We start from the raw sequence: 23,834 nt of genomic DNA on the forward strand, positions 1-23,834 counted from the left end.
GCTTAAGCTAAACAGTCAAATTGAGGTAATTTCGGTGAAATGTCAAGAGAAAATTTCGAGCTTGGTGGCTGTGATTTCATCCTCACACAAACTGCCTGTAAGTGCGAAAATTCGCAAAACTTCAGGCGGAGTCTTTCTTAGAGCATAGGATATGGGACGGTTGGATGTGAATTTCCAACTATTTCAATCTTTAACTTATCTAGGGCATAATTGGCGACTACCGTTGGCAAAATCTCGCCCAAGTGTAATGGCACCATACTTATTTATAGTTTCTAGAATCGGGATAGAAAAAATTAGAGCGATATTTTTAGAGTTTTTATCCAGATGTACAACAGTACACGAAAAACTCAAATAAGTATAAAATAACACTGTTTGTTTTTATGACTATTTTGCTACTCACTCTATATTTTTATAGGTTATGCCAAAATTAAATCAAACTTGAGATAAAAAAACGAAGTAGGGTTGATTATCTATTGTTGGAATTGATTACTATGCAAGCGATTCGTCAAGGTGATGTTATTTTACTACCTGTACAGCAAGTTGATGGACAAAAGAAACTTGATTTAACCTTGGCAGAAGGTGAAGTCACAGGACACAAGCATCGAATTAGCAAGGGACAGGCAGAGTTATATGAAAAGGATAGTACTCTGTTTCTGCGGGTTTTATCAGATATAGCATTGCTAACCCACGAAGAACATGAGGCAATTCCTATCCCTCAAGGTAACTGGGTAGTCAAAATTCAGCGTGAATATGAGCCGGAAGGTTGGCGATATGTCGCAGATTGAAAAACTCACACCTGAGCAAGAGGCGTTGATTCCAGTTTATCGGGAGAAGTGGCGAAAAATTGCACTTTCTACTGAAAGGATTGATAGGAAGAAAGCGGCTGAAGCTGTGAAATCTGTTTATAAGTTTATGGGCTTCGATGAGCCTGAAATTTTATTTTTCGATAGTCCTTATGGTGCTTTGAAAGAATTTTCGCAGCAATTAGATAAGTCTCCATTTAACCAAAACGCTGACCAAATAGAAGAAAAAATAATTTTTCCAATCAAGCATCATATCCAATCTCAAATACTACGTGAAGAACTAACCATCTTTTTTAACCTGGAAATTATTGTCAAATTAATAGATGTTATAGCCCTAATATTTGATTGGATTATACCGAACCAACTAAATCAAGACTATAAAAATTTAAATGAAGAATTAAATATTAATATTTTTTCCCTAAATTACATATCACCGGAAGGATGGGTTCGTGACGCTAGTTTTATTGATTTTTGTATATCCGAGTTAAATTTTGATTTCTCTCAGCAAGATTGGTTGATGTTACAAAATTTAATTAAAAATTGTAGTTGGATTTTTCCTGATGAAAAAATAGCAATTATATGCGATCGCCCGATTCATCTCCGCTTTGATAATGAAAACCGCCTCCACGCCGAAGGTGAGCCTGCAATTGAATTTGCTGATGGATATAGCATTTACTCATATCATGGTGTCATCTTACCTGAAAAATACGGTAAAATTCATCCACAGCAATGGCAAGCCGAATGGTTATTAACAGAAACAAATGCTGAATTGCGGCGAGTGTTAATTCAAGGTATCGGTTACAGTCGTATTTGCCAAGATTTACAAGCAATTGAATTAGATAATTGGGCTGAATACACCCTGTTAAAAATTGATAATAATATTGATATTGAACCAATTTACTTATTAAAAATGACTTGTCCAAGCACAGGATTTATTCATGCTTTACGTGTTCCTCCAGATATGGTATCAGCCCGTGAAGCGATTCGCTGGGTAAATTGGGGGCTTGAGCCAGATGATTTTATAATAGAAACCTGAAAGATATGATTTTTGACTAATAAAGATCCCCGACTTCTTAAAGAAGTCGGGGATCTGAAGACCTTTAATTTTATTTTTAATATTTGTAAATTTTGGCAACTGAACCAGAGAATCAACCACAATCGAGTAACTTTACTCCTTACTACACTCAAAATTACGGCTCAATATACTTAGGCGATAGTCTACAACTAATTAAATTTTTGAAAGAAAGCAGCGTTAACTTAATCTTGACATCGCCTCCGTTTGCTTTGACTCGCAAAAAAGAATATGGTAATGAAAGTGCAGAAAAATATATTGAGTGGTTTCTGCCTTTTGCTCATGAATTTAAAAGAGTTTTAACAAATAACGGTTCATTTATTTTAGATTTAGGTGGTGCTTATCTTCCTGGTAATCCTGTGCGGAGTATTTATCAATACGAACTTTTGGTAAGACTGTGTAAGGAAGTTGGCTTTTTTCTGGCGCAAGAATTTTATCACTACAACCCAGCACGACTACCTACCCCGGCTGAGTGGGTGACAATTAGAAGAATTCGGGTAAAAGATGCAGTGAATGTGGTTTGGTGGTTGTCTAAAACACCAAATCCCAAAGCGGACAATAGGAAAGTATTGAAGCCTTATAGTCAGAGTATGCAGCGATTACTCAAAAATGGTTATGAAGCCAAAATGCGTCCTAGTGGACATGAGATTTCTGATAAATTCCAAAAAGACAATCAAGGTGCAATTCCACCAAATTTATTAGAAATCCCCAACACAGAATCAAATAGTGCTTATTTACGTCGCTGTAAAGTTGCAGGAATTAAACCCCATCCGGCACGGTTCCCTCAGGGGTTTGCTGAATTTTTTCTAAAATTCCTAACTGATGAAGGAGATATGGTTTTAGATCCATTTGCTGGTTCAAACACAACTGGTTTTGTGGCTGAGACTTTAAAACGCCAATGGATCTCTTTTGAAATTAATCAGGATTATGTCGTGGGGAGTGGTTATCGGTTTGTTGAGTAGCCCAATCTAATTGGGAATCAAAAGTAAAATTTATTAATTTTTACTCAAATCTCTCCATCCACTTGCATTTTATGAACCTGATCTGCTAATTCTTGACGACTTTGATCATCAAGCTTATCAATCGCTAACATCCCCATGAGGATGACTTCTTTGAGAGTTAAACGAGTCGAATGTGCCTGTTTTTGCACAATCTCCTTAATAATCGGACTAACACCGATCGCAGTACTAGCTCTAGCCACAGAACATAAAACATTAGAGACACCGCCTAAATTTTAGCATTTCCCTCTAAGTTGTTCTATATAACTTATATTCAATTTAATTCTGCAAAAAAGAATATTTACTTATCTAAGCGAAATAACCCTAGTTTAAACGAGTTTTACTACTGATTTTAGATACTTTCGCAGCATAGTTGAATTGACAAATTTTCGGGCGATCACTTCTAAAAATCTACTCTACCCTGAGTTAGTAAATTTCACGCTAGAAAAAGCCTAGAGACAATACTCCAATAAACAGTGTTCGCATACGTACTACATAAGTATATACAGTAACTTTAGTTGCTCACGAAAGTACTACCATTAAGTTAAGTAAATATATCTAGTTTTTAAGTAACAATATAAAATATCTGCAAAGAACTAAATCTGCCTCAGTAACAAGTTTACAGACTAACTTATAGTGTTTCAGCCAAATCATGCCAACCAATTAGAATCTTCTACTTTTGGAGAAAGTTGCTTTAAAGAGATGATGAAGTCCAAATATAATCTTGTTAAACTACTTTACAGTACTACTCAGTATAAATAAGAATAATAAATTAATCGAGAGAAAATTATCCTGAACACAGGTAACTGATGCTGTGATAAGGGAAAGCACTAAGTATGAGGAAATACAAAGCGATGAGGCACAATTATCTGTTGGCAGCAGGCTTGTTAACAGGATTGGTAATACCAGCATCGAAGCTTCCAAATTTGTCAAGCATTCTGCCAGTAAACTCTAGTTACCTGTGGAATTTAAAATATAATTCGCAGTCAACCGTGACTGAAAAAATCATCCCCAGCTTTGACACATCCTTACCAGAGTTTAGCTACCAAGCTTTACAACATATAAAAAATTCGCAGTTAACTGTAGGCGAAAAAAATGCTCCAAGGGTTGATACCTCATCACATACTTCTGAACATTCGCTGTCAATAGTTGATCAGAAAAACGTTTCAAATCTTGATGAAACTTCACCAGAAATTAGTGAGCAAGGATTTTTAGCACCAATAGAATCATTATTTGAGCGTAGCTCTCAATCACCAAATGTGCTACTAACATCAGGTTATCAACTTTATTACCAAAGACTAGCAGCTTTAAAAACTGGGCAAATTTATACACGTATATATTATGATGATTCGCAATCCTTTTCAGAGTCTAGTAAGCAGCGTCAATTAACTTATGAAGACTGGAAAAGTTTATTAGCTTTAGAAGCCAAAGCAGTTACCAAAGGTCAAGGTAAGAATTATCTAAGTATTATGGTTGGGGATTCTTTAAGTTTGTGGTTTCCCCCAGAAAAATTGCCAAGTGGCAAACTATGGTTAAATCAAGGTATATCTGGGGATACTTCTGGCGGAATTTTAAAAAGATTAAGAGCATTTTCAGCAACAAGACCAGAAATCATTTATGTCATGGCTGGGATTAACGATTTACGTAAAGGACTAAATGATGAAACAATTTTGCAAAATCACCGCCAAATCATCCGCAGCTTGCGACACACTCACCCAAAAACTCAGATAATTGTGCAATCAATTTTACCGACGCGCTTACCAACAATTTCTAATAGTCGAATTCGTCGGATTAATACACAACTTGCCTTAATTGCCAAACAAGAGGAAGCTAATTATTTAAATATTCATGATTGGTTTATGGATTTTCAAGGCAATTTACGTCCAGAGTTAACCACAGATGGTTTGCATCTATCTCGAGAAGGGTATGATGTTTGGCGTTCGGCAGTTGAACAAGTAGAATTCAAGCTTACACAGCGTGAAAATGAAAGATTGCGATCGCAATTTTAAAATGTATGGAAGTTAATGAAAGTAATTCTATTGCCATTCGTTCTGTGATTGAAGGTCAATTAGCAGCTTTTCAAAAAGATGATGCTCAAGCTGCTTTTAGCTTTGCTAGTCCTGGAATTCATCAGCAATTTCAAAGTCCAGAGAACTTTCTGCGGATGGTAATGCTTAGTTATCCAGCTGTGTATCGTCCCCGTTCAGTAGTTTTTGAAAAAATTACTACTATCCAAGATAATATAACTCAGCCTGTATTACTGCTTAGTCCTCATGGCGTGCCTTTAAGGGCATTATATTTTATGGAACAACAACCAGATAACATCTGGAAAATCAACGGCTGTATTTTGGTATCAGTGGAAGCAGAAATTATTTAAGGAAGCAGGAGACACAAAAAAGCTAATTCCTAAGTATTAGACTGATTTTTTCTATATTTACTGATTGCTTTCTTGCTCCACCTTAGTAGAAATTTTATAATTTAGCTTCTAAAACTTCTTTATTTAAGACTTGATTTAACTTGCCACTGCGATAACCTTCTAAGTCAAGGGTGACATAGATAAATCCAAATTCTTGAAAAGCCGAAACAACAGATGGTAAGTCAGTCGTTAATACAAAATCTCTGATTTTTTCTGGTGCTAACTCAATACGTGCTGTATCACCCTCCGAACGCACACGCAAATTATCCCAACCGTGTTTTCGCAGATAAATTTCTGCCCTACCAACTCGTTGTAACTTAGTTATAGTAATTTCTTCTCCGTAAGGGAAACGGGAACTCAAGCAAGGTTGAGCAGGTTTATCCCACCAAGGTAAACTCAGTTGTTGGGAAAGTTGACGAACTTCTAATTTTGTCACACCAACTTCTGCTAAAGGCGATCGCGCACCTCGTTCTTTAGCGGCTTGAATTCCTGGACGATAATCGTGCAAGTCATCGGCGTTCACTCCATCTACTACGTAGGGATAACCTAAGTTGACAGCTAACGGTTTGAGAGTGTCGTGTAATTCGCTTTTGCAAAAATAGCAACGGTTGACAGGATTTGATGTGTAATGAGGATTTTCCATTTCGTGCGTCTGAACGATTTGATGGGGAATCCCAATAGTTGCGGCTTGAATTTTTGCGTCTTCTAACTCTTCTGGTAACAACGAAGGCGAAACAGCAGTCACAGCCAAAGCGCGATCGCCCAACACATCAAAAGCAATTTTGGCAACTAACGTGCTGTCTACACCGCCAGAATAAGCAATTAAAGCACGTTCCATTTCACCAAATAAAGCTTTTAATTGCTCAAGTTTTTCGGTCAATTTCATTTCAAATTCCTAGTAAGACTTTGCATTTCCTCATAAATTTCATTTTAGAGGTGTAGAAAAAATCTGTGTTTCAACTACTCCTAGCCTAAGAGTTTGGTTGAGGTAATTTAATATACTTTGATACCAACTTAGCTAGAAGTGGTAAGTCAATAGGTTTAGAAATATATTCATTAACACCTGCGGCTAAACAAGTTTCGCGATCGCCTTTCATTGCCATTGCAGTTTGAGCAATTACCGGAATCATCTGATATTGCGGCTGTTGTCGTAATTGCTGCACTACATTCAGTCCGTTTTCATCTGGTAGCTGAACATCTATTAAAATTACACCTGGTTGAAGTTGGGAAAGAATCGACCACATTTGGGTAGCATTCTTACTCCACGTTACACAATAACCCAACCTCTTGAGATAAGTTTGCATCAACTCCCCATTAGATAAGTCATCTTCCACCAACAAAATCTCTGAGTTGGTGCTAAAAGCTAAAGGAGATGAAGGCGCAATATCTTCTTCATCTGCTTTGTCACTCATATCCATCACTGGTTTAATGGGAAGGATAATGGTAAAACGCGAACCACTGTTAACTTCTGATTCGACTTCCACAGAACCGCCGTGAATTTCAGCGAGTTTGCGAGTCACAACTAAACCCAAACCGGTACCTTCATCACGACTAGTTACAGAGTTAGCAATCTGAAAATAAGGTTGAAAAAGTTGAGCTTGGTTGATTTTAGAGATCCCAATCCCAGTATCCCAAACTGTAAAATGTACGGTTGCATCTTGAGGTAAAACCTGTAAACCAACCGCCCCAGTCTGAGTAAATTTAACAGCATTGAATAGCAAATTTAACAACATTTGCTTAAGCCGTAAGGGATCAGCAACTAAGGTTTTAACTGTGGGGTCTAATTCTAGGCGCAGCTTCAAACCTTTGTTAGCGGCTTTCTCTTTGACTAATGACAGAACATTGCGGCACAGTTCTGGTACATTTACTTCTTCCTGTTGCACTTCCAACTGGTTAGCTTCAATTTTGGAGAGGTCTAAAATGTCATTAATCAGTGCTAACAGGTGTTTGCCACTAGATTGAATGATATTTAGATATTCTTGATGGCGTTCTTTGGTAGGTTCGTAACCTTGGGCTAATAGTAAGTGGGTGAATCCGATAATGGAACTCAGTGGTGTCCGAATTTCGTGGCTTGTATTTGCCAGAAATTGATTTTTGAGTTGATTTGTCCTTTCTAATTCTTGATTAGAACTGCCGATATTTTGAGAGTGTTGCTGCCAAGATTGTATTTGTTGAAGTTGTGCCAGAGCATCAGTACATTGTTGGGTAACTCTGGTTAATAATTGTGGTTTAAGTTGTACCTGTGATGCTGTCAGGAGTTCACGAGGTGCTTGAGGAATAATTAGCCAGCCAACAATACCAGAATCACTAGCTAAAGGCCAAGCACTGGGCGGTTGCTGATTTACTAGATGTTGCAAATCTTCGATTTCAATAACTTGTGCCAATTTCAACCGCAGTTTTTTGCCTTTTTTGGGCATCACTTCTACCACTGGGCATGGAGAAGAAGATACATAACAAACTTTAGCAAATGTTGCTTGTACTTGAGACAGAGCGATCGCTACTCTACTATTGTTCAAAGCAATATCGAGTTCGTTGACCACAGTTTGAAAAATATCTGCTTCTGTAGTTCCTACTTGTACCGTCATGACAGAAGCGGAAAGTAGGTAATCATTCAGGCGACTTTGCAACTTGTTCAAACTGCGCTCCAACCATAACTCGGCTTGGAGTTGTTGAATTGTTGCCAAAAGTGTTGGCGTTGCATCTACCTGTGAGTTTTGTTCTGGTAAGCTTGAATACTGCTGCATGGTCAACTAGACCGCTGAACAAGTTTAGCCTCGCGCAAAATTGCGAACAAGATTCTATGTATATTAGCTCACAAATCTTTATTGTTCACAAACTCTAACTTTTACTGTTGATGGTAACAGGCGTAACAATTTTTTTGAAGAAATCACCCACATCAAATTTCTTTAGAGGAACTTATTTACTTAAAAATCATGGATACACAACTTATACAACTGATCGTCAATGGCATTGCTTTGGGGAGCATTATTGCTCTGGCTGCTGTTGGACTCACTCTTACCTACGGGATTTTACGGTTGTCTAATTTTGCTCATGGAGACTTTCTCACATTAGGAGCTTATTTGACTTTACTGGTAAATGCTAGTGGGGTAAATATTTGGCTATCAATGATTTTCGCAGTGGTCGGGACAGTGGCGGCAATGCTGTTGTCAGAAAAGCTGTTGTGGTCAAGGATGCGCTTGATTCGTGCTACTTCCACGACTTTGATTATTATTTCTATTGGTCTGGCCTTATTCCTCCGCAATGGCATTATCTTGCTTTGGGGTGGCAAAAACCAAAATTACGATGTTCCTGTGACTTCTGCTTGGGAATTTTTTGGTGTGAAAATACCGCAAAATCAATTGTTGGTATTAGGGCTGGCTGTGTTAGCAATTGTAGGGCTGCATTACCTCCTGCAAAACACGAAAATTGGTAAAGCGATGCGAGCAGTGGCAGATGATTTAGATTTAGCCAGAGTTTCGGGTATCAATGTCGAGCAAGTTATCCTTTGGACTTGGCTGATTGCTGGCACACTTACTTCTTTGGGTGGCAGCATGTATGGTTTGATTACAGCAGTGCGCCCAAATATGGGATGGTTTTTAATTTTGCCTTTGTTTGCTTCTGTAATTTTAGGGGGAATTGGTAATCCCTATGGAGCGATCGCCGCAGCTTTTATCATCGGTATTGCTCAAGAGGTCAGCACTATTTGGCTGGGTTCTCAATACAAACAAGGCATAGCACTGCTGATGATGATTTTGGTGCTGCTCATTCGTCCCAAAGGTTTATTCAAAGGCACGATTTGAGCAGCACCAGTCCACTTCTAACTATTGAATGATGTTGAAGTAGTAAGCTGCTACCAAGAAGTTAACAGCTAAAAGAAGCAATGCCCAACCTGTGCGAAAGGCATAGGGGGGTTTTGCTCCACTATCGGCAACTGCGGAACTCTTGCTTTGACTAGCCATAAGTGGTTCTCCTAAATGTCATGACTTTTTCAGAAATACCAAATAGCTGCACCAATTACCCACATTCGTTAAAAATATTTGTCTAGCGGGAAGTAGTGCTGAGTGCTGTACACTGAGCGCAGCCGAAGTGTGAGTCCTGAGTTAAGAGAGTTTTATATGTTTGGTTGTGATTTTGCTGTGAACACTTCATACTTCACACTTCAGACTTCAGATTTGTCTCTTCTCCTGCATGATAGGAACTCCGAACTAGAGGAGCGGAACGGACATGAGTGAATCCCATTTGCGATGCTAGGTTGCCAAGTTGCTCAAATTCTTCTGGAGTCCAGTATTTTTGTACTGGCAGATGTTCTAAGGAAGGACGCATATACTGGCCAATCGTTAGGCGATCGCATCCTACTGCTCTTAAATCTGCCATTGCTTCTTCCACTTCTTCCACGGTTTCTCCATGTCCCAGCATTAAACCGGACTTGGTGGGAATGGTCGGGTCAATTTCTTTCACTATAGCCAAGACTCGGAGGGAGCGATCGTATTTTGCCCCCCGACGGACTGGGCTAGTTAAACGCCGTACCGTCTCAATATTGTGATTAAAACAGGCTGGTTTGGCTGTGGCGATCATGGTAATCCGTTGACGTTGACCTTCTTCTCCCGCACCTGCACCGCCCCAAAAATCTGGTGTCAACACTTCAATTTGAGTGTCTGAGTTCAACTGCCTAATAGTTTCCATTGTTTTTACAAAGTGTCCTGCTCCTTGATCTGACAAATCATCACGAGCCACAGAAGTCAATACCACATAACGCAATCCTAAAAGCTGGACTGCCTCTGCTACCTTTTGTGGTTCTTCTAAGTCAAGAGGCATTGGCGCGTGACCTTTATCAACTTGACAAAAAGCACAAGAACGTGTGCATGTTGGCCCCATGAGTAAAAAAGTTGCCGTTTTTTGGGCGTAGCACTCTCCTCTGTTAGGGCAACGTCCTTCCTCGCAGATTGTATGAATCTGGCGTTGCTTAATAATGCGTTGTACAGTTGAGATTTCACTGGCTTTGCCAATGGGGCGACGTAACCAGCTAGGCATGGCCATAATTTCTGACTTGGATTGGGCTGGTTGTAACGAAGTCATAGATATCCCAGGTGATTCTAAAAGTAGAGCAAGGTTCAAGCCTTAAATATCACCATGACACAATCTGCGAAGACTACGGGGACAAGTTTTACAAAACACTGCTAATAAAGCCATTTATACCGAAATATACTATCCCCCAATCCATAACAAATTTGGATATAGTGGGATGACTCTCAAGGTCAAGCGGCATAGCCGTTATTTAAACTTAAATTTTCTGTTAGAGAAATCAGTTGTGGCTAGTAACAAAATTTTAGTTATCGATGACACTACCGTTGTCAGGGTAAAAGTACGAGAAATGTTGCCTCCAGGTAACTTTGAGGTATTAGAAGCTAAAGACGGGGTGGAAGGACTCAATTTTATCCGTCAAGAAAAACTCAGCTTGATTATGTTAGATTTCCTGCTACCTAAAATGAGTGGTTGGGAAGTTTTTCAACAAATTCAAGCCCAGCCTGAGTTAAGAAAAATTCCTTTAGTGATCATGTCTGGTCGTAAGGAAGAGGTGACGGAAAAAATCACTGAACCATTTGAATATTTTGATTTTCTAGGGAAACCATTTGATAAAAAACAGTTGATTGATGCTATTAAATCAGCGATGGCTAAAGCTAAACTGCCACGTCAAGAGCCAGTTTTGGTCGGAGCAGTTGCTGCTAAAAATGGTACAGGTGCAGTTGCGATCGCCGAGCATGGTACAGTAGCCACAGTTAGTATTGAAAGTCCTCCATTAATAACAAAATCTCCCTCTGAAGCAGATTCTTTGGTAGAGATTAAAGCGCTGAATGAGAAAATTGTCAAAATGCAAGCTGAAATAGAAGGCTTGAAAAAACAGTTAACTCAGGTAGTAACCTTTATTAAGCAGAAAATTAAGTAGTTGTCATGAACTGGGCATACCAGAACACATGAAAAATGGATTGAAAATTAGGGATTAGGGATGAGAAATGAGTCTTTTTAACTCAGCATTTTTTTAAAGTTTTGCAAGTCAGCTAATCATAAAAATGCCTTTTTTTTCTACACCCTAAACCCTTTTTCAAGCTAAAGTTAATATTTATTTTTTCTATTCTGTACATCTTTATACAGAATTGGTATAAAATAATAAACTAAATATGTGCTGATTAACATGACTAATGACTAGCGATCGCCTTGCCATTTTCTCATTTTTCGCTGGTTCGGGTTTTCTTAATTTAGGCTTTGAAGCTAACGGCTTTAATATTGTCTATGTCAAGGAAATTTTTTCTCCTTCTTATTCAAGAAAATTCAGCAGTACATTCATTTGTTTACTTTTTGAGCTAAATCTGTAGATTTTGCGGAGAAGAAAGTTTTTTATTCATCTGTACTGACAAATTTGTATCACGAATCACAGGTATATTAACTGCTGCTATAGAAGCTAATTGAGATGGTGCTTTCGATTCTCTAGCAAGATTATTTGATGGTAGTTCAGCATTAACGTTATTCATGCCAAGGTAGCCAATACTCTGTAAATTATTTTCCGTTCGCTGTACGTTCACTGTATTGAAATTATTTCTAATATAATTACCACTGATTCTGTTAGTTGATAAGTTTGATAATGGGTTACTCATGGTATTGATGATCTTTCCGCCTGTTGTAGATATCATTCTTTGCTCAACAGATAACGTGGCTTCTTGATCTTCATCCTTTCGCCTATTATTCCTCTTCACAGATTTAGTATTAACAGGTCTAGTAGGCATGGCAATAACTGGTTTTATATTTGTACTGAAGATTGTTCCAAATATAAGTAATGCTATGTAGCATCGATTTTTATTGAGTAACATAAAAGTTTTGATATGTTCTAGTAATCTCATTCAGATGCTCTATTCCTTGTTCTACAAGGAATAGAGTATAGGAAATAGAAATTTACTTATTTTTGCAATGTCTAAGAGGAAGCCTGTATGAGAAAAACAGCTTTTAGCTATAAATATTTGTGACTTTAAGTGCGATTCTATAAAGATAAGTCAAGTTTTATGATGAAAAGTTAAATTTAAATTAAATTTTTAATAGAGAAATTACTTCAATCAAATGACTGAACCCATCACTGCTTTTTAGAAGACAAACCAAGGGGTAAGCTCAAAACCTAAGTAGAAAGGTGCAAATAAACCGAACTATGTAACGGAAAGTAAAGTAGCTTGAAAACCTCTTCCCTTCTGCCTTCTGCCCTCTGCCTCCTGCCTTGTCATAACGACAATTTTTAACACCGACCTACTTACCCTTAATTTTTAACTCTACAAGATTTTTCATAGGTAACTGCTATCAATCTAGGCAGTTTTTATCACACTCCTGGTATTCTAAACGCTGTTTACCCTGCGATCACCCGTTATTTTTGAGAGAATGTTTTAAAAGTTGACAGCAGTCAAAAATCAGGCAGTTTGTCTGACCATAATACGAATCATGGCAATATAAATGAACATCTCTAAGATTTCCGGGAGGCGTTCATGATCCTTACTCAAACGTCCTTTTAGATTCGGGTAAAAGAAGGAAAATTACATCTCACATTCAGCGAACGGAGTAGTTGGCACGCTAAATTTGTAATAGATATGATTTAATATATAATAAAGTGTATTAATTTTTTATAAAGTTTAATAATCTTCATAGGCAAAAGACTCAATGGCAGCAGGCTATCCAGATATTGATATTGCGCCATTTATCGATCACGCCCTGTTAACGCCAACGGCCACTCCAGAGCAGGTTGAGCAATGGTGTGAACAAGCATATAGATTTAATTTTGCAGCGGTTTGCATTTATCCTACCTACGTTAAGCAAGTAGCAGAACTCCTCAAAGGGAAAAAGCCGAAAGTTTGTACAGTCATTGGCTTTCCGACTGGGGCGACAACTTCAGCCGTTAAGCTGTATGAAGCTCAGGAAGCGGTAGAAAATGGAGCTACTGAGTTGGATGTAGTGCTTAACTTAGGCTGGTTGAAGGTTGGCAAAACCGAGGAAGTTCACCGAGAAATTGCCGAGATTTGCGAAGAAACAGGGCAAACAGTTAAGGTAATTTTGGAAACCAGCCTGCTGACGGATGCGGAAAAAAAACTAGCAGCAGAAATATGTATGGATGCGGGGGCAGCATTCCTAAAAACTAGTACAGGTTGGAATGGCGGAGCAACAGTAGAAGATGTGCATTTTTTAAAAGAATTAGTACGAGAGAGAATAGGAATTAAAGCTTCAGGGGGTATTCGGACTCATGAGCAAGCCCTAGACTTAATCATAGAAGGTGCAACCAGATTGGGTACATCTCGTGGTATCGATTTGATTCGCCAGCGCGATAATCTAAAGAAAGGGGAATAGTCATTTTGTCCTTTGTCCTGAGCTAATGACTAACGACTTATGACTCATGGCTAATGATCGATGACTAATGACTAATGACTCATGAGTAAAACTTATAAAGCAACTGGAATTAATCTTAAAACTCAAGTGCTGGGAGAGTCAGACAAAATAGTGACCATTTTGACACGAGAGTTCGGTCTGATTCGAGCAGTTGCACCAGGGGCGCGCAAGCATAACTCTAGCCTTGGTGGTAGGAGTGGAATGTTTGTGGTGAATGAACTACTGATCGCCAAAGGGCGATCGCTCGATAAAATTACTCAAGCACAAACTCTCAAAACCTATCCCGGATTGGCTAAAGATTTAGGAAAATTAGCCGCAGGTCAGTATTTAACAGAAATAGTCATATCTCAAGCTTTGAGTGAACAACCCCAAGAAGAACTTTATGATTTACTCAATGAATACCTACATCGGTTAGAAATACTCTCAAAAACTGAGATATCTGGTATTTACGGATACCTAGCTCATGGGGTATTTCAGCTTTTAGCCTTGGCAGGACTGACACCTCAAATCCAAACGTGTTGTCTGACTCAACGCTCCTTAACACCAGATTTTGTAAATCCCAAATGGCAAGTAGGATTTAGTGTTGCGGCTGGTGGAGCAATTTGTTTGGAGGCTTGGGAACATTTACGCAGAAAACAGGAGATAGAAAGGTGGGAAGATAGAGATGATCCCCAGCTTTCCTCATCGCCGCCTTCTCCTATCCCTAGTTACGAGACTGTTGTCCATAGACAAGAAATTCCAGTAATTTCCAGTCGTCTGAGTGCTACAGAATTTGCTCTGCTCCAACAGTTGTCACAACCAGAGATAATGCAGATTGATGCAGTTAGAGATAATGACTGGTTATCTATTGAGCAGATTTTGCGCCAGTATGCTCAGTATCATCTAGGCCACTTGATTCGCTCCGCTACCCTGATTGACTCTTATTTTGCTGCCAACCATGATGCAACCATCTGATTTGGATAGAAAAATCCTGCCTTTATCACCAAGCCATGCCAAAAAACAGAGTAGGGCATCAGATCCCACTGTTAACAATAATCTGAGATCCATTCCCGCTTCTACAAATAGTCAAATTCACAATCACGAAATGTCAAAACCAGACATTTCGACAAATGGTAAACAGTGGAAATCGGAAAAATCCAAAACTGATGTGCCTAGTCAAGATGATCAACAAGCTAACGATCCATTAATCAATGTTGAGAAAAGCGGCAATGAGGGTAGTTTGCCAGTAGATACTACTCCAGAAAAAGCAGATTGGAATGGATCAGGTGGTGAAGCAAAATCAGAAAACTTACAACAGCAGGGATTTTTACCTGTGTTGCAAAATCCAAATTTTCTGGCACTTTGGGGTGGTCAAGTGTTTTGCCAACTGGCTGATAAAGTATATCTGGTATTGATGATTGCTTTAATTAATAGTCACTTTCAAGCAGGTAGTCAGAGCATTAGTGCTTGGGTGTCAGCGTTGATGATGGCATTTACCATCCCAGCAGTATTATTTGGTTCTGTAGCTGGAGTGTTTGTAGATCGCTGGTCGAAAAAAGTAGTTTTGGTAGCATCAAATGTTTGGCGTGGCATTTTGGTTTTAATAATTCCGTTTTTGCTGTGGTTAACTCATGATTGGCAACCTATAGGAGTTTTGCCAGTAGGTTTTGCGATTATTCTAGGTGTAACTTTTTTAGTATCTACACTGACACAGTTTTTTGCCCCGGCGGAACAAGCAGCAATTCCTTTAGTAGTGGAAGAACAGCATTTACTTTCAGCCAATTCCCTTTACACAACAACCATGATGGCATCGGTGATTATTGGGTTTGCCATTGGGGAACCAATTTTAGCGATCGCTGATAATATTTGGGCGCAGTTTGGTGGTAACAATGGACTGGGTAAAGAAATTTTAGTGGGTGGCAGTTATGCGATCGCTGGGATAATTTTAATGTTGTTGGCAACCAACGAAAAACCCCACCCTCCTGACACAGAGTTTCCCCACGTTTTATCAGACTTACGGGATGGTTTCGCTTATCTCAAAGCCAATCATCATGTCCGTAATGCTTTAGTAAGACTAATTATTTTATTTTCTGTCTTTGCAGCATTAACTGTCCTAGCCGTTCGCATGGCAGAAGTAATTCCTAACTTAAAAGCCTCCCAGTTTGGCTTTTTACTAGCAGCAGGCGGTGTGGGTATTGCAGCTGGAGCGACAATTCTTGGTCAGTTTGGGCAACGCTTCTCTTATTCTCAACTCGGCTTGTGTGGTTGTTTAGGGATGGCCGGAGCTTTAATTGGTCTTGCCTTATTTACAACACAATTATGGCTAGTCCTGCTGTTTGTGGCTATATTGGGCATTTTTGGGGCGCTCGTTGGGATTCCCATGCAAACCGCTATTCAAACAGAAACTCCACCAGAAATGCGCGGTAAAGTCTTTGGCCTGCAAAATAATGTAATTAATATTGCTCTGACTTTACCTTTGGCATTAGCCGGTGTAGCAGAAACCTTTGTGGGATTGAAAGCCGTTTTTTTGGGATTAGCCGCGATCGTATTTTTTGGTGGTATCTTAACCTGGTATAACTCCCGTCAGTATTTATAAAAAATAGGAGTTATTAATTAATTACTTGACAAAACTAATAATTTACTATTGACTTTGATTTCATGGTAAACTAAATCCACAAATAATTTAGTGCCTAGTCGCTGGGAATAAACCTGATATTACACAGAATTAAGTTGTATTCCAAGTGAAAAATCAGCAACTTATTCATTAAGATAAATCAAGCCGAAAATCCATTGTTTTTATCAGTTGATACCCAACTTTAACAATGGCTTACATCGGTATTATTGTATCAAAAATCATCAAGTAAAATCAGGATCAAGTTAAATACAGCTAAGGCGCAAAACTAATAAATGAAACTAGCTTTCTTATAACTAACTTTAAAGAATGCGTATAGCCTGGATTGGAAAAAAATCGCCCTTTTGTGGCAATGTCACCTACAGCCGAGAGATTACAAATGCTTTGCTAGATAGAGGACATCAAGTTAGTTTTCTTCACTTCGCTCAAGAAGAACCTGAACCAGACAACTGGCCGAAATTCCAAGAAGTTTCTCTACCCTTCATTTACAAGTCTCAGGTTTATACAATTCCCGCGCTGAAAGCAACCAAAGTTCTAACCGAATCGTTAAGGGAAATCAAACCGGACATAGTTCATGCTTCCTTGACTCTATCTCCGCTTGATTTTTTTCTACCAGAAATTTGCGAACAGCTAAATTTGCCTCTAGTTGCAACGTTTCACACACCGTTTGCAGGCAAAGGAGCAAAGCTCATATCAGGAACTCAACTGTTAGCTTATCAATTATATGCACCTTTTTTAGATAACTACGATCGCGTAATTGTATTTTCTCAAATTCAGCGAGAATTACTGGCAAGTATGAGTGTGCGGAAGGAAAATATTGCCGTTATTCCTAATGGTGTAGATACTGTCAAATATTCCCCTGGATATTCTCAAATTAAAACAGAATTCAACGCTGAACGCTTATTTGTCTACCAAGGACGCGTAGCCCCAGAAAAAAATGTTGAAGCCCTCCTTCGAGCTTGGAAACAGTCGAATATGGGGACGGATAGTAAGTTATTAATTGTAGGTGATGGCCCTTTAAGAGCTTCTTTAGAACCATTTTATGGTTGGGAATATGGCATTATCTGGCTAGGTTTTATAGCTGAAGAAGAAAGACGCATCGAAATTTTACGGGGCGCGGATGTATTTATTTTGCCTTCTTTGGTAGAAGGTCTGTCTCTATCGTTATTAGAAGCAATGGCTTGTGGAGTCGCTTGTATAGCCACAGATGTAGGTGCAGATGGAGAAGTATTGGAAAAAGGGGCAGGCATAGTTTTAAATACTAAAACAGTGCGATCGCAATTGAAAACCCTATTGCCACTATGTCAAGATCATCCAGAGTTAACAACATTATTAGGGCAGAAGGCTAGAAAACGCGTACTAGAAAGCTATACCCTGAGTAAGAATATTACTCAGCTAGAAGAATTATATAAGGAAATTTTAGTACAGCGACCTGTACATCTGAGTTGGGGTGCATAGGAGAAAATTAAATAGTAGCCTATGACTTTGTGACTTTTTTAATAATTAATGTCCCAAACTTTTGCTGCCAATTGTGCTAACATTTCTTGGCGGTACTCTATGGACTCAGAGTTCCAAACAGTAAATGTGCTTAAGTCTTTTGCTGCACGGTCAATTGCTGTGTTTAATCCAATATTTATTGGTTCTACTATTGACTTAGTAATTAAAAACTTTGACTTTTGATAAGCATTTTTCTTAAATTCAAATGTTTTATTTTTTATTGAAGTATTAATAGACTTTTCTATTAAAGTAAGATTTCCTAAATATTTAACATATTTGTATATTTGGTCTTCTTTATCAAAAGAAGCTCTTACTAACTCATAGTTTTGAGGTAGTATATGCTCTATTTCAACAGTTCTATTTATGTAGTTTTTTAAATTAGTATGAGCTTCTATATCTCCATAGGCTAATTCATCAATATATTGCGTAAGTTTAGCTAGGATATACTGTAATACTTTTTTACGTACAGAATTCTCATCAAGTTGACGAAAAGCAAGTAAAAATTTTTCTGATAATTTTTGTTTTTCTGTCTGGATTTCTTCAGATATAAACTTATCAAGTGACTGCTGATTGTTAATTTGCCTTAACTTGGATGCCCATTTTACAAATAAAACCTCAAGTTTACTTGACCTAGCCTCGGTAATAATATAGATGAATAAGAAATTCTCCAGATGTTTACAAATTTCTATAAACATTTCTTTTGAGAAATGTTGAGATGCTAAAAGTAAAACAAAATGCTGACTAGTTGAGAGATAAGATATATTTAATAAATAACGGTTATGTTTTCCAAAAATGTCTTTTCCTTCTTTAAAATTTGCAAATGCTTTTGCTGATTTTAACAAAGAATCAACAAATTCAAATGGGTTATCTTTATATTTACATTTACTTTCATTTTTATCAAACCATTCATAAATTTTATCTTCTCTTATCCGTTCCGAATCATATTTTGAAATAATAAAATAACGGAGAAATCTTATAGGATTTTCATTGGATTCATATAAAATTTTTAGCATTTCTTTCCACTTATTTTTAAGCCTTTCAAAGTCTTTATCTTTAATGATTTTATCTTTACTAATTTGGATAAACATGAGGTTTTTGAGTAAGTCCATAGAATCAAGGCCAACTCCACGATTATTAATAGTTGCAAAAACTTTGAGCGCTTGAGACATACTCTTGGTTTCTACACGAACTACCCTTACATTTTTAATAAAACGTGCAAAAAATAGTCTAACTTGCTGAATAGTAGTTTCGTTTCCACCAAATTCATCTTTTAGAAATTTTAATGCGACTTGATAAGCATTTTTGATACGTTGTACAGAACTATTTTCAGAAATATCTAAAAAATTTTGTTGCCTAGCAATTTTTTCCAAAACATGGCGGCTTTCGTCATCATACTGAAGCTCTATTCTTTCTTTTAATCTCTCATTTCCATTTTGTTCCACACAATATGAAGTAATAAATTCTTTAATTTTACCGACAGGTTCATCAGGATTTAATTCTAGTAAATAATCTCTAACGGCACACAAAATTAAATAAGCAGTGGTCATTCTTTGTTGACCATCGATAAGTTCATATAACTCCTGAGATTTACAGACAATGATACTCCCTATAAAACACTCCCAGTCAGAGCCAGATTTATTATCTAGAAATAGTTCGTAGACATCTTCAAGAAGTTCTAGAACTTGTTTTTCTTCCCAAACATATTCACGCTGGTACTCTTTAACTACATAAAAATCTTGAAATAATTCCTCTAAAGTATAATCACGAGATTCAATTGCTGCCATTAAGCTTTATTCTCCTTGCCTGCTTTAGCAGATAAATTTATGTATTCATTTTATTAAAAAAAATATTTAATTTTTAAACTTTAATTACTAATAATTAGATATTATCCACCCCAAACTTGTTGGCTGCTGATAAACTCTCTTCAAAGTATTCACATCCCTGGGCGAAATATTCGGCGAGTTACGAACTTGGGAAAAATATAAAGCATCAGTTTGTAATGGGCTATGACCCCAAATTCCCAAGGCGTGGCCGAGTTCATGGCGGGCGGCTGCAATGAGATAACTACCTGTTTGGCTAGGACTTAGTAGGATAGTGAAACGGTGTAATAAAAGATTATTGTTGGTGTATATTTCGTAGCTAGTTAGTGCAGAACGCGCGCGAGTGATTTTTTTATCAGGTGAAAGTTCTAATGGCGGTGCTTTCTGCAAAATTTTAATATCAGCAACTTCTGGTTCTTCAACTATAGTTAAAGGTAAATAAATACTCCATTCTTGTACAGTCTGTAAGACATCGTTAACCCATGCTTCAGCCTGTTGATTGCTAATTCCTTGTGGTCTTGCTAGATAAACTCGAACCGGAAATTGCGACCAAACTAAATAACCTAATTCGGTTGTCGCAACTTGAGAAAAGTAATCACCGCTGTTCGTACTATCTTGCCATTGTGCTAATGTGGGCGGCAGAGAATGCGCTTGTTGGGAAGGAAGGGATTTAGCTAGGATAGCATCGGATTTTAAACTAGCAAAAATAACTAGCAGTCCTGTACCAATAGCTAAGGTCAGGACTGCTAGTAAACGCCGTAAAACGAGATTTTCTTGGATATTAAATATTGGGTGTAGGGTGATTTTCCCCATTTCCCTATCCTTATTTAGGTAGCCAACCAGCACTCAAAACCACTGTCAAACCGAGAAAAATTACTGTTAAAGCCCAAGTAATTCGGTTTAAGGTGTTTTCTGCACTCTTGGTGCTGCTAAACAATTGGGCTTGTCCACCAATAGCACCAATACCGTCACCTTTGGGGCTGTGCAACAATACCAAAATAATTACGCCAAGGGCGGCTAAAGCCCAAACAATTTGTACGATGCTTGTTACTGTCATGTTAGTAATCTCATTTAAGTAGGTAGGTGTTAAAAATTGTCGTTATGACAAGGCAGGAGGCAGAGGGCAGAAGGGAAGAGGTTTTCAAGCTACTTTACTTTCCGTTACATAGTTCGGTTTATTTGCACCTTTCTACTTATAACTGTTTGAAAATGAAGAAGTCAGGAGTTAGAAGGACTTTGTTTCATCACTTTTAACTCTTAACTTCTAACTTTGTTTACAGACCAATTTGCATGGGTGTACGATCGCGTTTGAGGTCAAACTCTACTGGTTTCACCAGCGATCGCCCGGTCATTTCTGGTGGCTGAGGTAGCTGTAAAATCTCTAGAATGGTGGGCGCAATGTCGGCTAAGTTGCCATCGCTACGCAGTTCAACATTGGTACCATGTCCAGGAATTTTAACTTTTTCACCTTCCACCAAAATCCAGGGTACTGGATTGGTAGTGTGGGCTGTCCAATAATTACCCTCTTCATCTAGCATATACTCAGCGTTGCCATGATCGGCGGTAATAATTGTTGTTCCGCCAGCTTTGATAATGCTTTCCAGGAGACGACCCACACAGCGATCCACTTCTTCAATTGCTGTGATTGTGGCTGGCATTTGACCAGTATGCCCTACCATGTCTGGGTTAGCATAGTTAATCACCACTAGGGAATATATGCCCTTTTGAATTGCCGAGATCGCCACATCTGTGACTGCTGCTGCTGACATGGTTGGGGCTTCGTCATAAGTCGCCACCATCGGACTGTTGACAAGTTCTCGGTCTTCCCCAGCAAAAGGTTCTTCCAAACCACCGTTAAAAAAGTAGGTGACGTGGGCGTATTTTTCTGTTTCCGCAGTCCGAAATTGCTTCAGACCATGATTAGCAATGACTTCACCGAGAATATTAGTCAAGTTCTGCGGCTCAAAGGCTACCGTCACTGGTAGGTCTGAATCGTACTGGGTAAAGGTAACAAACGACAGTGGCTGAATTTGTTGTCTTTCAAAGCCCGTAAATTCTGAACTGACAAAGGCTTGAGTCAGTTGTCTAGCACGGTCAGGGCGGAAATTGAAAAATATTACCCCATCTTCTGGTTCCACTGCACCAGGAGCAATGCGGACTGGGATAATAAACTCGTCTGTCACGCCTTCGGCGTAAGATGCTTGCAAGACTTGTGTTGCTGTTCGTCCATCACCTGCACCATCTTGGGACATGACATCGTAAGCACGCTTGACTCGATCCCAGCGGCGATCGCGATCCATCGCGTAGTAACGGCCGCTGAGGGTAGCTATGCGTCCAATACCAATGTGGTCGATGTAATCTTGCAACTGCCGTATCGTTTTTATACCTTCGCTAGGGGAAGTGTCACGACCATCAGTAATCGCATGGATACAAACTTCTGAAATTCGCTGATCTTTGGCTAAGTCAAGTAGTCCGAACAGGTGGGTAATGTGCGAGTGTACCCCTCCATCAGAACAAAGCCCTACTAAGTGCAGCTTGCCATTCCGAGAGCGAACTTCCTGGCAAATTTTAACCAGTGCAGGGTTGCTGAGGATTGAACCGTCTTCCACCGCATCTGAGATGCGTACTAGTTCTTGTGGCACAACTCGCCCAGCGCCGATATTCAAATGACCAACTTCTGAGTTACCCATTTGACCCTCTGGCAAGCCTACGGCTTTTCCTGATGTGCGGATGAGTGTATGCGGATACGCCGCCCACAAGCTGTCCATAATTGGTGTTTTAGCGGCAGCAATGGCGTTTCCTCGCGTCTGGTCGCAGTAGCCCCATCCGTCTAAAATGACTAGCACCACAGGAGCAACAGGTGCTTTGGTCATAGTCATATTGCCCTTTACTTTTTGTAATACCCGAATGATACCACTGCTAATCACAGGTGCAAGTGAATTTTGCTTACTAACTTAATTTCTCATGTATTCACAGCTTTTTTAGATTTTTTTGCAGTTTTGCAAATTTTACACATCAATGGTGTGATACTGCATTTCAAAAATTAATTTTTTGATCTGCCTTAGCTCAAACTTATACCAAAGAGAGTAGAAAGCACCAAATTTAAATCACTAGGAACGGCGTATGTGTTGGTATCTTTGTAAACTATTTTTTCTTGTCGCTGAAAACTACCAAATTTCCAAGTATCCCCCGTGGTTACAGAGCCATAGAGCATGGGAACTGTTGAATCAGTCCATTGATCAAGGGCAATTAATTCTACCGCTAGTTGGGTGAAGCCTCTTGCTAAATCTGCATTTTTAGCTTCAATTACTAATAAATTTTGTTCAGTAGAAATGAAATAATCAAAAGTGCCTTTGAGCCAATTGTTCACTCTCACAGGATATTCAATTTTGAGAGGGACTTCAATGAATTTACAAACAGTTTTGAGAATTGGAAATATCAGTGCTTCCCTTCTAGCTATCTCTGAAACAGGATCTACCAAAGTCAGATTTTCTTGTAATTCTATTTTTAGTGGTTCAGGATCGATTGGTAACTGTTGTGGGAGTTGGAGGGAGCTATTTTTGAGAGTTACACCAAATTCAGCTAGGATATCGGCGCTATCGTAGGCTAATTCGGCATATTTACTAAAGGTATAACTCTCCGATTGGTTAAGAATTTTGGCTTTGCTCATGAATTAGGCGATCGCAGCCAACGCATAGTGATATATGGTGTTAATAATAATTGTACTCATTATTTTGATTTGATATACAGAATTTTTTTGTATAATACTTAGGAAAAATCTAATTTTTTAAAATAGCGATCACACATTATGGATGTTCCTGATATTTTTAAGGGGTTTGAGTCAGTTGGAAAGTGGGAAAGTTTCGAGTGGGGTTGTCGTTGGGAACTTACTAACGATGAAATCGATACAGCGTTGGCAAAAATTGATGTAGAAAGAAACGCTTATGCAGCACTCGGAGGAGTTGCAACAATTGTGTCTGGAGTTATTGCACCGGGTGTAGGTGCTATGATGGCTGGTGGTATCACGGGTTCAATACTTGCACTTTATGAACTTATGAAATCAAGAATCAAATCGGTTAGGAATGAGGATAAAATAAGATCCAGAATTATGAGGTCTGCGGGACTGCTGTATAATTCCATTGCGGTAAATAATCATCAAATACAATTTCCATCATCTGCTTAAATTCATCTGTTACCTTGCGACC

Annotated in this window: 23 protein-coding genes; 12 read left to right on the forward strand and 11 right to left on the reverse strand. The window is 38.6% G+C overall.

Translation table 11 applies throughout. The features are described 5' to 3' along the window. Nucleotides 1–491: 491 nt before the first annotated feature. The 3 genes from IQ259_RS17155 (at nucleotide 492) to IQ259_RS17165 (ending at nucleotide 2,837) form a co-directional block, all read left to right on the forward strand. Nucleotides 492–785: a hypothetical protein gene (locus tag IQ259_RS17155; RefSeq protein WP_193886881.1), complete on the forward strand. Its 294-nt coding sequence runs from the start codon at nucleotides 492–494 to the stop codon at nucleotides 783–785. After that, entirely contained in the window at nucleotides 772–1,839 is a 1,068-nt protein-coding gene (locus IQ259_RS17160) for a DUF6745 domain-containing protein (RefSeq protein WP_193886883.1), read from the forward strand. The genes IQ259_RS17155 and IQ259_RS17160 overlap by 14 nt, the downstream gene beginning before the upstream one ends. A gap of 92 nt (nucleotides 1,840–1,931) precedes the next feature. Continuing rightward, nucleotides 1,932–2,837 (forward strand): site-specific DNA-methyltransferase, encoded by a 906-nt coding sequence (locus IQ259_RS17165; protein ID WP_193886885.1) that lies wholly within the window; start codon nucleotides 1,932–1,934, stop codon nucleotides 2,835–2,837. A gap of 44 nt (nucleotides 2,838–2,881) precedes the next feature. Here the strand turns inward: IQ259_RS17165 and IQ259_RS17170 are convergent, their stop codons facing one another. Continuing rightward, nucleotides 2,882–3,076 carry a hypothetical protein gene (locus IQ259_RS17170; protein WP_193886887.1) on the reverse strand — a complete coding sequence of 65 codons (195 nt, stop codon included), beginning with the start codon at nucleotides 3,074–3,076 and terminating at the stop codon, nucleotides 2,882–2,884. 651 nt (nucleotides 3,077–3,727) lie between these two features. Here IQ259_RS17170 and IQ259_RS17175 point away from each other — a divergent pair. Together IQ259_RS17175 and IQ259_RS17180 are read left to right on the forward strand one after the other, a co-directional pair. Continuing rightward, nucleotides 3,728–4,882, forward strand: a complete 1,155-nt coding sequence (locus tag IQ259_RS17175; protein ID WP_193886889.1) for an SGNH/GDSL hydrolase family protein — start codon at nucleotides 3,728–3,730, stop codon at nucleotides 4,880–4,882. Nucleotides 4,883–4,887: 5 nt separating this feature from the next. Next, nucleotides 4,888–5,250 (forward strand): DUF4864 domain-containing protein, encoded by a 363-nt coding sequence (locus IQ259_RS17180; RefSeq protein WP_193886890.1) that lies wholly within the window; start codon nucleotides 4,888–4,890, stop codon nucleotides 5,248–5,250. 94 nt (nucleotides 5,251–5,344) lie between these two features. Here the strand turns inward: IQ259_RS17180 and larE are convergent, their stop codons facing one another. Beyond that, a complete protein-coding gene (larE, locus tag IQ259_RS17185) occupies nucleotides 5,345–6,175 on the reverse strand; it encodes an ATP-dependent sacrificial sulfur transferase LarE (RefSeq protein WP_193886900.1) in 831 nt (276 codons plus the stop codon). Nucleotides 6,176–6,260: 85 nt separating this feature from the next. Continuing rightward, nucleotides 6,261–8,033, reverse strand: coding sequence for a hybrid histidine kinase/response regulator HrmK (hrmK, locus tag IQ259_RS17190; protein WP_193886902.1), 1,773 nt, complete (start codon nucleotides 8,031–8,033; stop codon nucleotides 6,261–6,263). Nucleotides 8,034–8,222: 189 nt separating this feature from the next. On the opposite strand from hrmK, the gene IQ259_RS17195 reads away from it, so the two are divergent. Further along, nucleotides 8,223–9,089 (forward strand): branched-chain amino acid ABC transporter permease, encoded by an 867-nt coding sequence (locus IQ259_RS17195; RefSeq protein WP_193886904.1) that lies wholly within the window; start codon nucleotides 8,223–8,225, stop codon nucleotides 9,087–9,089. 21 nt (nucleotides 9,090–9,110) lie between these two features. On the opposite strand, the gene IQ259_RS17200 is transcribed toward IQ259_RS17195, so the two are convergent. Both IQ259_RS17200 and lipA read right to left on the reverse strand, forming a co-directional pair. Continuing rightward, a complete protein-coding gene (locus IQ259_RS17200; protein ID WP_193886905.1) occupies nucleotides 9,111–9,248 on the reverse strand; it encodes a photosystem I protein PsaX in 138 nt (45 codons plus the stop codon). Nucleotides 9,249–9,441: 193 nt separating this feature from the next. Further along, nucleotides 9,442–10,365 carry a lipoyl synthase gene (gene lipA / locus IQ259_RS17205; protein WP_193886907.1) on the reverse strand — a complete coding sequence of 308 codons (924 nt, stop codon included), beginning with the start codon at nucleotides 10,363–10,365 and terminating at the stop codon, nucleotides 9,442–9,444. A 232-nt stretch (nucleotides 10,366–10,597) separates the two neighbouring features. Between lipA and IQ259_RS17210 the strand changes: the two genes are divergently transcribed. Further along, on the forward strand, nucleotides 10,598–11,233 hold the full coding sequence (locus IQ259_RS17210; protein ID WP_193886908.1) for a response regulator: 636 nt from the start codon (nucleotides 10,598–10,600) through the stop codon (nucleotides 11,231–11,233). A gap of 415 nt (nucleotides 11,234–11,648) precedes the next feature. On the opposite strand, the gene IQ259_RS17215 is transcribed toward IQ259_RS17210, so the two are convergent. Beyond that, on the reverse strand, nucleotides 11,649–12,182 hold the full coding sequence (locus IQ259_RS17215; RefSeq protein WP_193886910.1) for a hypothetical protein: 534 nt from the start codon (nucleotides 12,180–12,182) through the stop codon (nucleotides 11,649–11,651). Nucleotides 12,183–12,981: 799 nt separating this feature from the next. Between IQ259_RS17215 and deoC the strand changes: the two genes are divergently transcribed. From deoC to IQ259_RS17235, 4 genes are all read left to right on the forward strand, one after another. Continuing rightward, nucleotides 12,982–13,662, forward strand: coding sequence for a deoxyribose-phosphate aldolase (deoC, locus tag IQ259_RS17220; RefSeq protein WP_193886912.1), 681 nt, complete (start codon nucleotides 12,982–12,984; stop codon nucleotides 13,660–13,662). 81 nt (nucleotides 13,663–13,743) lie between these two features. Then, entirely contained in the window at nucleotides 13,744–14,655 is a 912-nt protein-coding gene (gene recO / locus IQ259_RS17225) for a DNA repair protein RecO (RefSeq protein WP_193886914.1), read from the forward strand. After that, nucleotides 14,639–16,276, forward strand: a complete 1,638-nt coding sequence (locus IQ259_RS17230) for an MFS transporter (protein WP_370568045.1) — start codon at nucleotides 14,639–14,641, stop codon at nucleotides 16,274–16,276. The genes recO and IQ259_RS17230 overlap by 17 nt, the downstream gene beginning before the upstream one ends. 345 nt (nucleotides 16,277–16,621) lie before the next feature. Next, on the forward strand, nucleotides 16,622–17,770 hold the full coding sequence (locus tag IQ259_RS17235; RefSeq protein ID WP_193886915.1) for a glycosyltransferase family 4 protein: 1,149 nt from the start codon (nucleotides 16,622–16,624) through the stop codon (nucleotides 17,768–17,770). Between the two features lie 38 nt (nucleotides 17,771–17,808). On the opposite strand, the gene IQ259_RS17240 is transcribed toward IQ259_RS17235, so the two are convergent. The 5 genes from IQ259_RS17240 to IQ259_RS17260 all read right to left on the reverse strand — a co-directional run bounded on the left by IQ259_RS17240 (nucleotide 17,809) and on the right by IQ259_RS17260 (nucleotide 23,299). Continuing rightward, nucleotides 17,809–19,593, reverse strand: coding sequence for a DUF262 domain-containing protein (locus IQ259_RS17240; protein ID WP_193886917.1), 1,785 nt, complete (start codon nucleotides 19,591–19,593; stop codon nucleotides 17,809–17,811). An 87-nt stretch (nucleotides 19,594–19,680) separates the two neighbouring features. Then, on the reverse strand, nucleotides 19,681–20,442 hold the full coding sequence (locus IQ259_RS17245; protein ID WP_193886918.1) for a peptidase: 762 nt from the start codon (nucleotides 20,440–20,442) through the stop codon (nucleotides 19,681–19,683). 10 nt (nucleotides 20,443–20,452) lie between these two features. Continuing rightward, nucleotides 20,453–20,686 (reverse strand): preprotein translocase subunit SecG, encoded by a 234-nt coding sequence (secG, locus tag IQ259_RS17250; RefSeq protein ID WP_193886920.1) that lies wholly within the window; start codon nucleotides 20,684–20,686, stop codon nucleotides 20,453–20,455. Between the two features lie 217 nt (nucleotides 20,687–20,903). Further along, complete coding sequence (gpmI, locus tag IQ259_RS17255) at nucleotides 20,904–22,502, reverse strand: 2,3-bisphosphoglycerate-independent phosphoglycerate mutase (RefSeq protein WP_193886922.1); 1,599 nt, start codon at nucleotides 22,500–22,502, stop codon at nucleotides 20,904–20,906. 188 nt (nucleotides 22,503–22,690) lie between these two features. Further along, nucleotides 22,691–23,299 carry a hypothetical protein gene (locus tag IQ259_RS17260; protein WP_193886924.1) on the reverse strand — a complete coding sequence of 203 codons (609 nt, stop codon included), beginning with the start codon at nucleotides 23,297–23,299 and terminating at the stop codon, nucleotides 22,691–22,693. A 138-nt stretch (nucleotides 23,300–23,437) separates the two neighbouring features. Here IQ259_RS17260 and IQ259_RS17265 point away from each other — a divergent pair, with 138 nt between their 5' ends. After that, complete coding sequence (locus IQ259_RS17265) at nucleotides 23,438–23,812, forward strand: hypothetical protein (RefSeq protein ID WP_193886925.1); 375 nt, start codon at nucleotides 23,438–23,440, stop codon at nucleotides 23,810–23,812. Nucleotides 23,813–23,834: the final 22 nt, after the last annotated feature.

Source organism: Fortiea sp. LEGE XX443 (genome assembly GCF_015206815.1).
Classification (GTDB): Bacteria; Cyanobacteriota; Cyanobacteriia; order Cyanobacteriales; family Nostocaceae; genus Nostoc_B.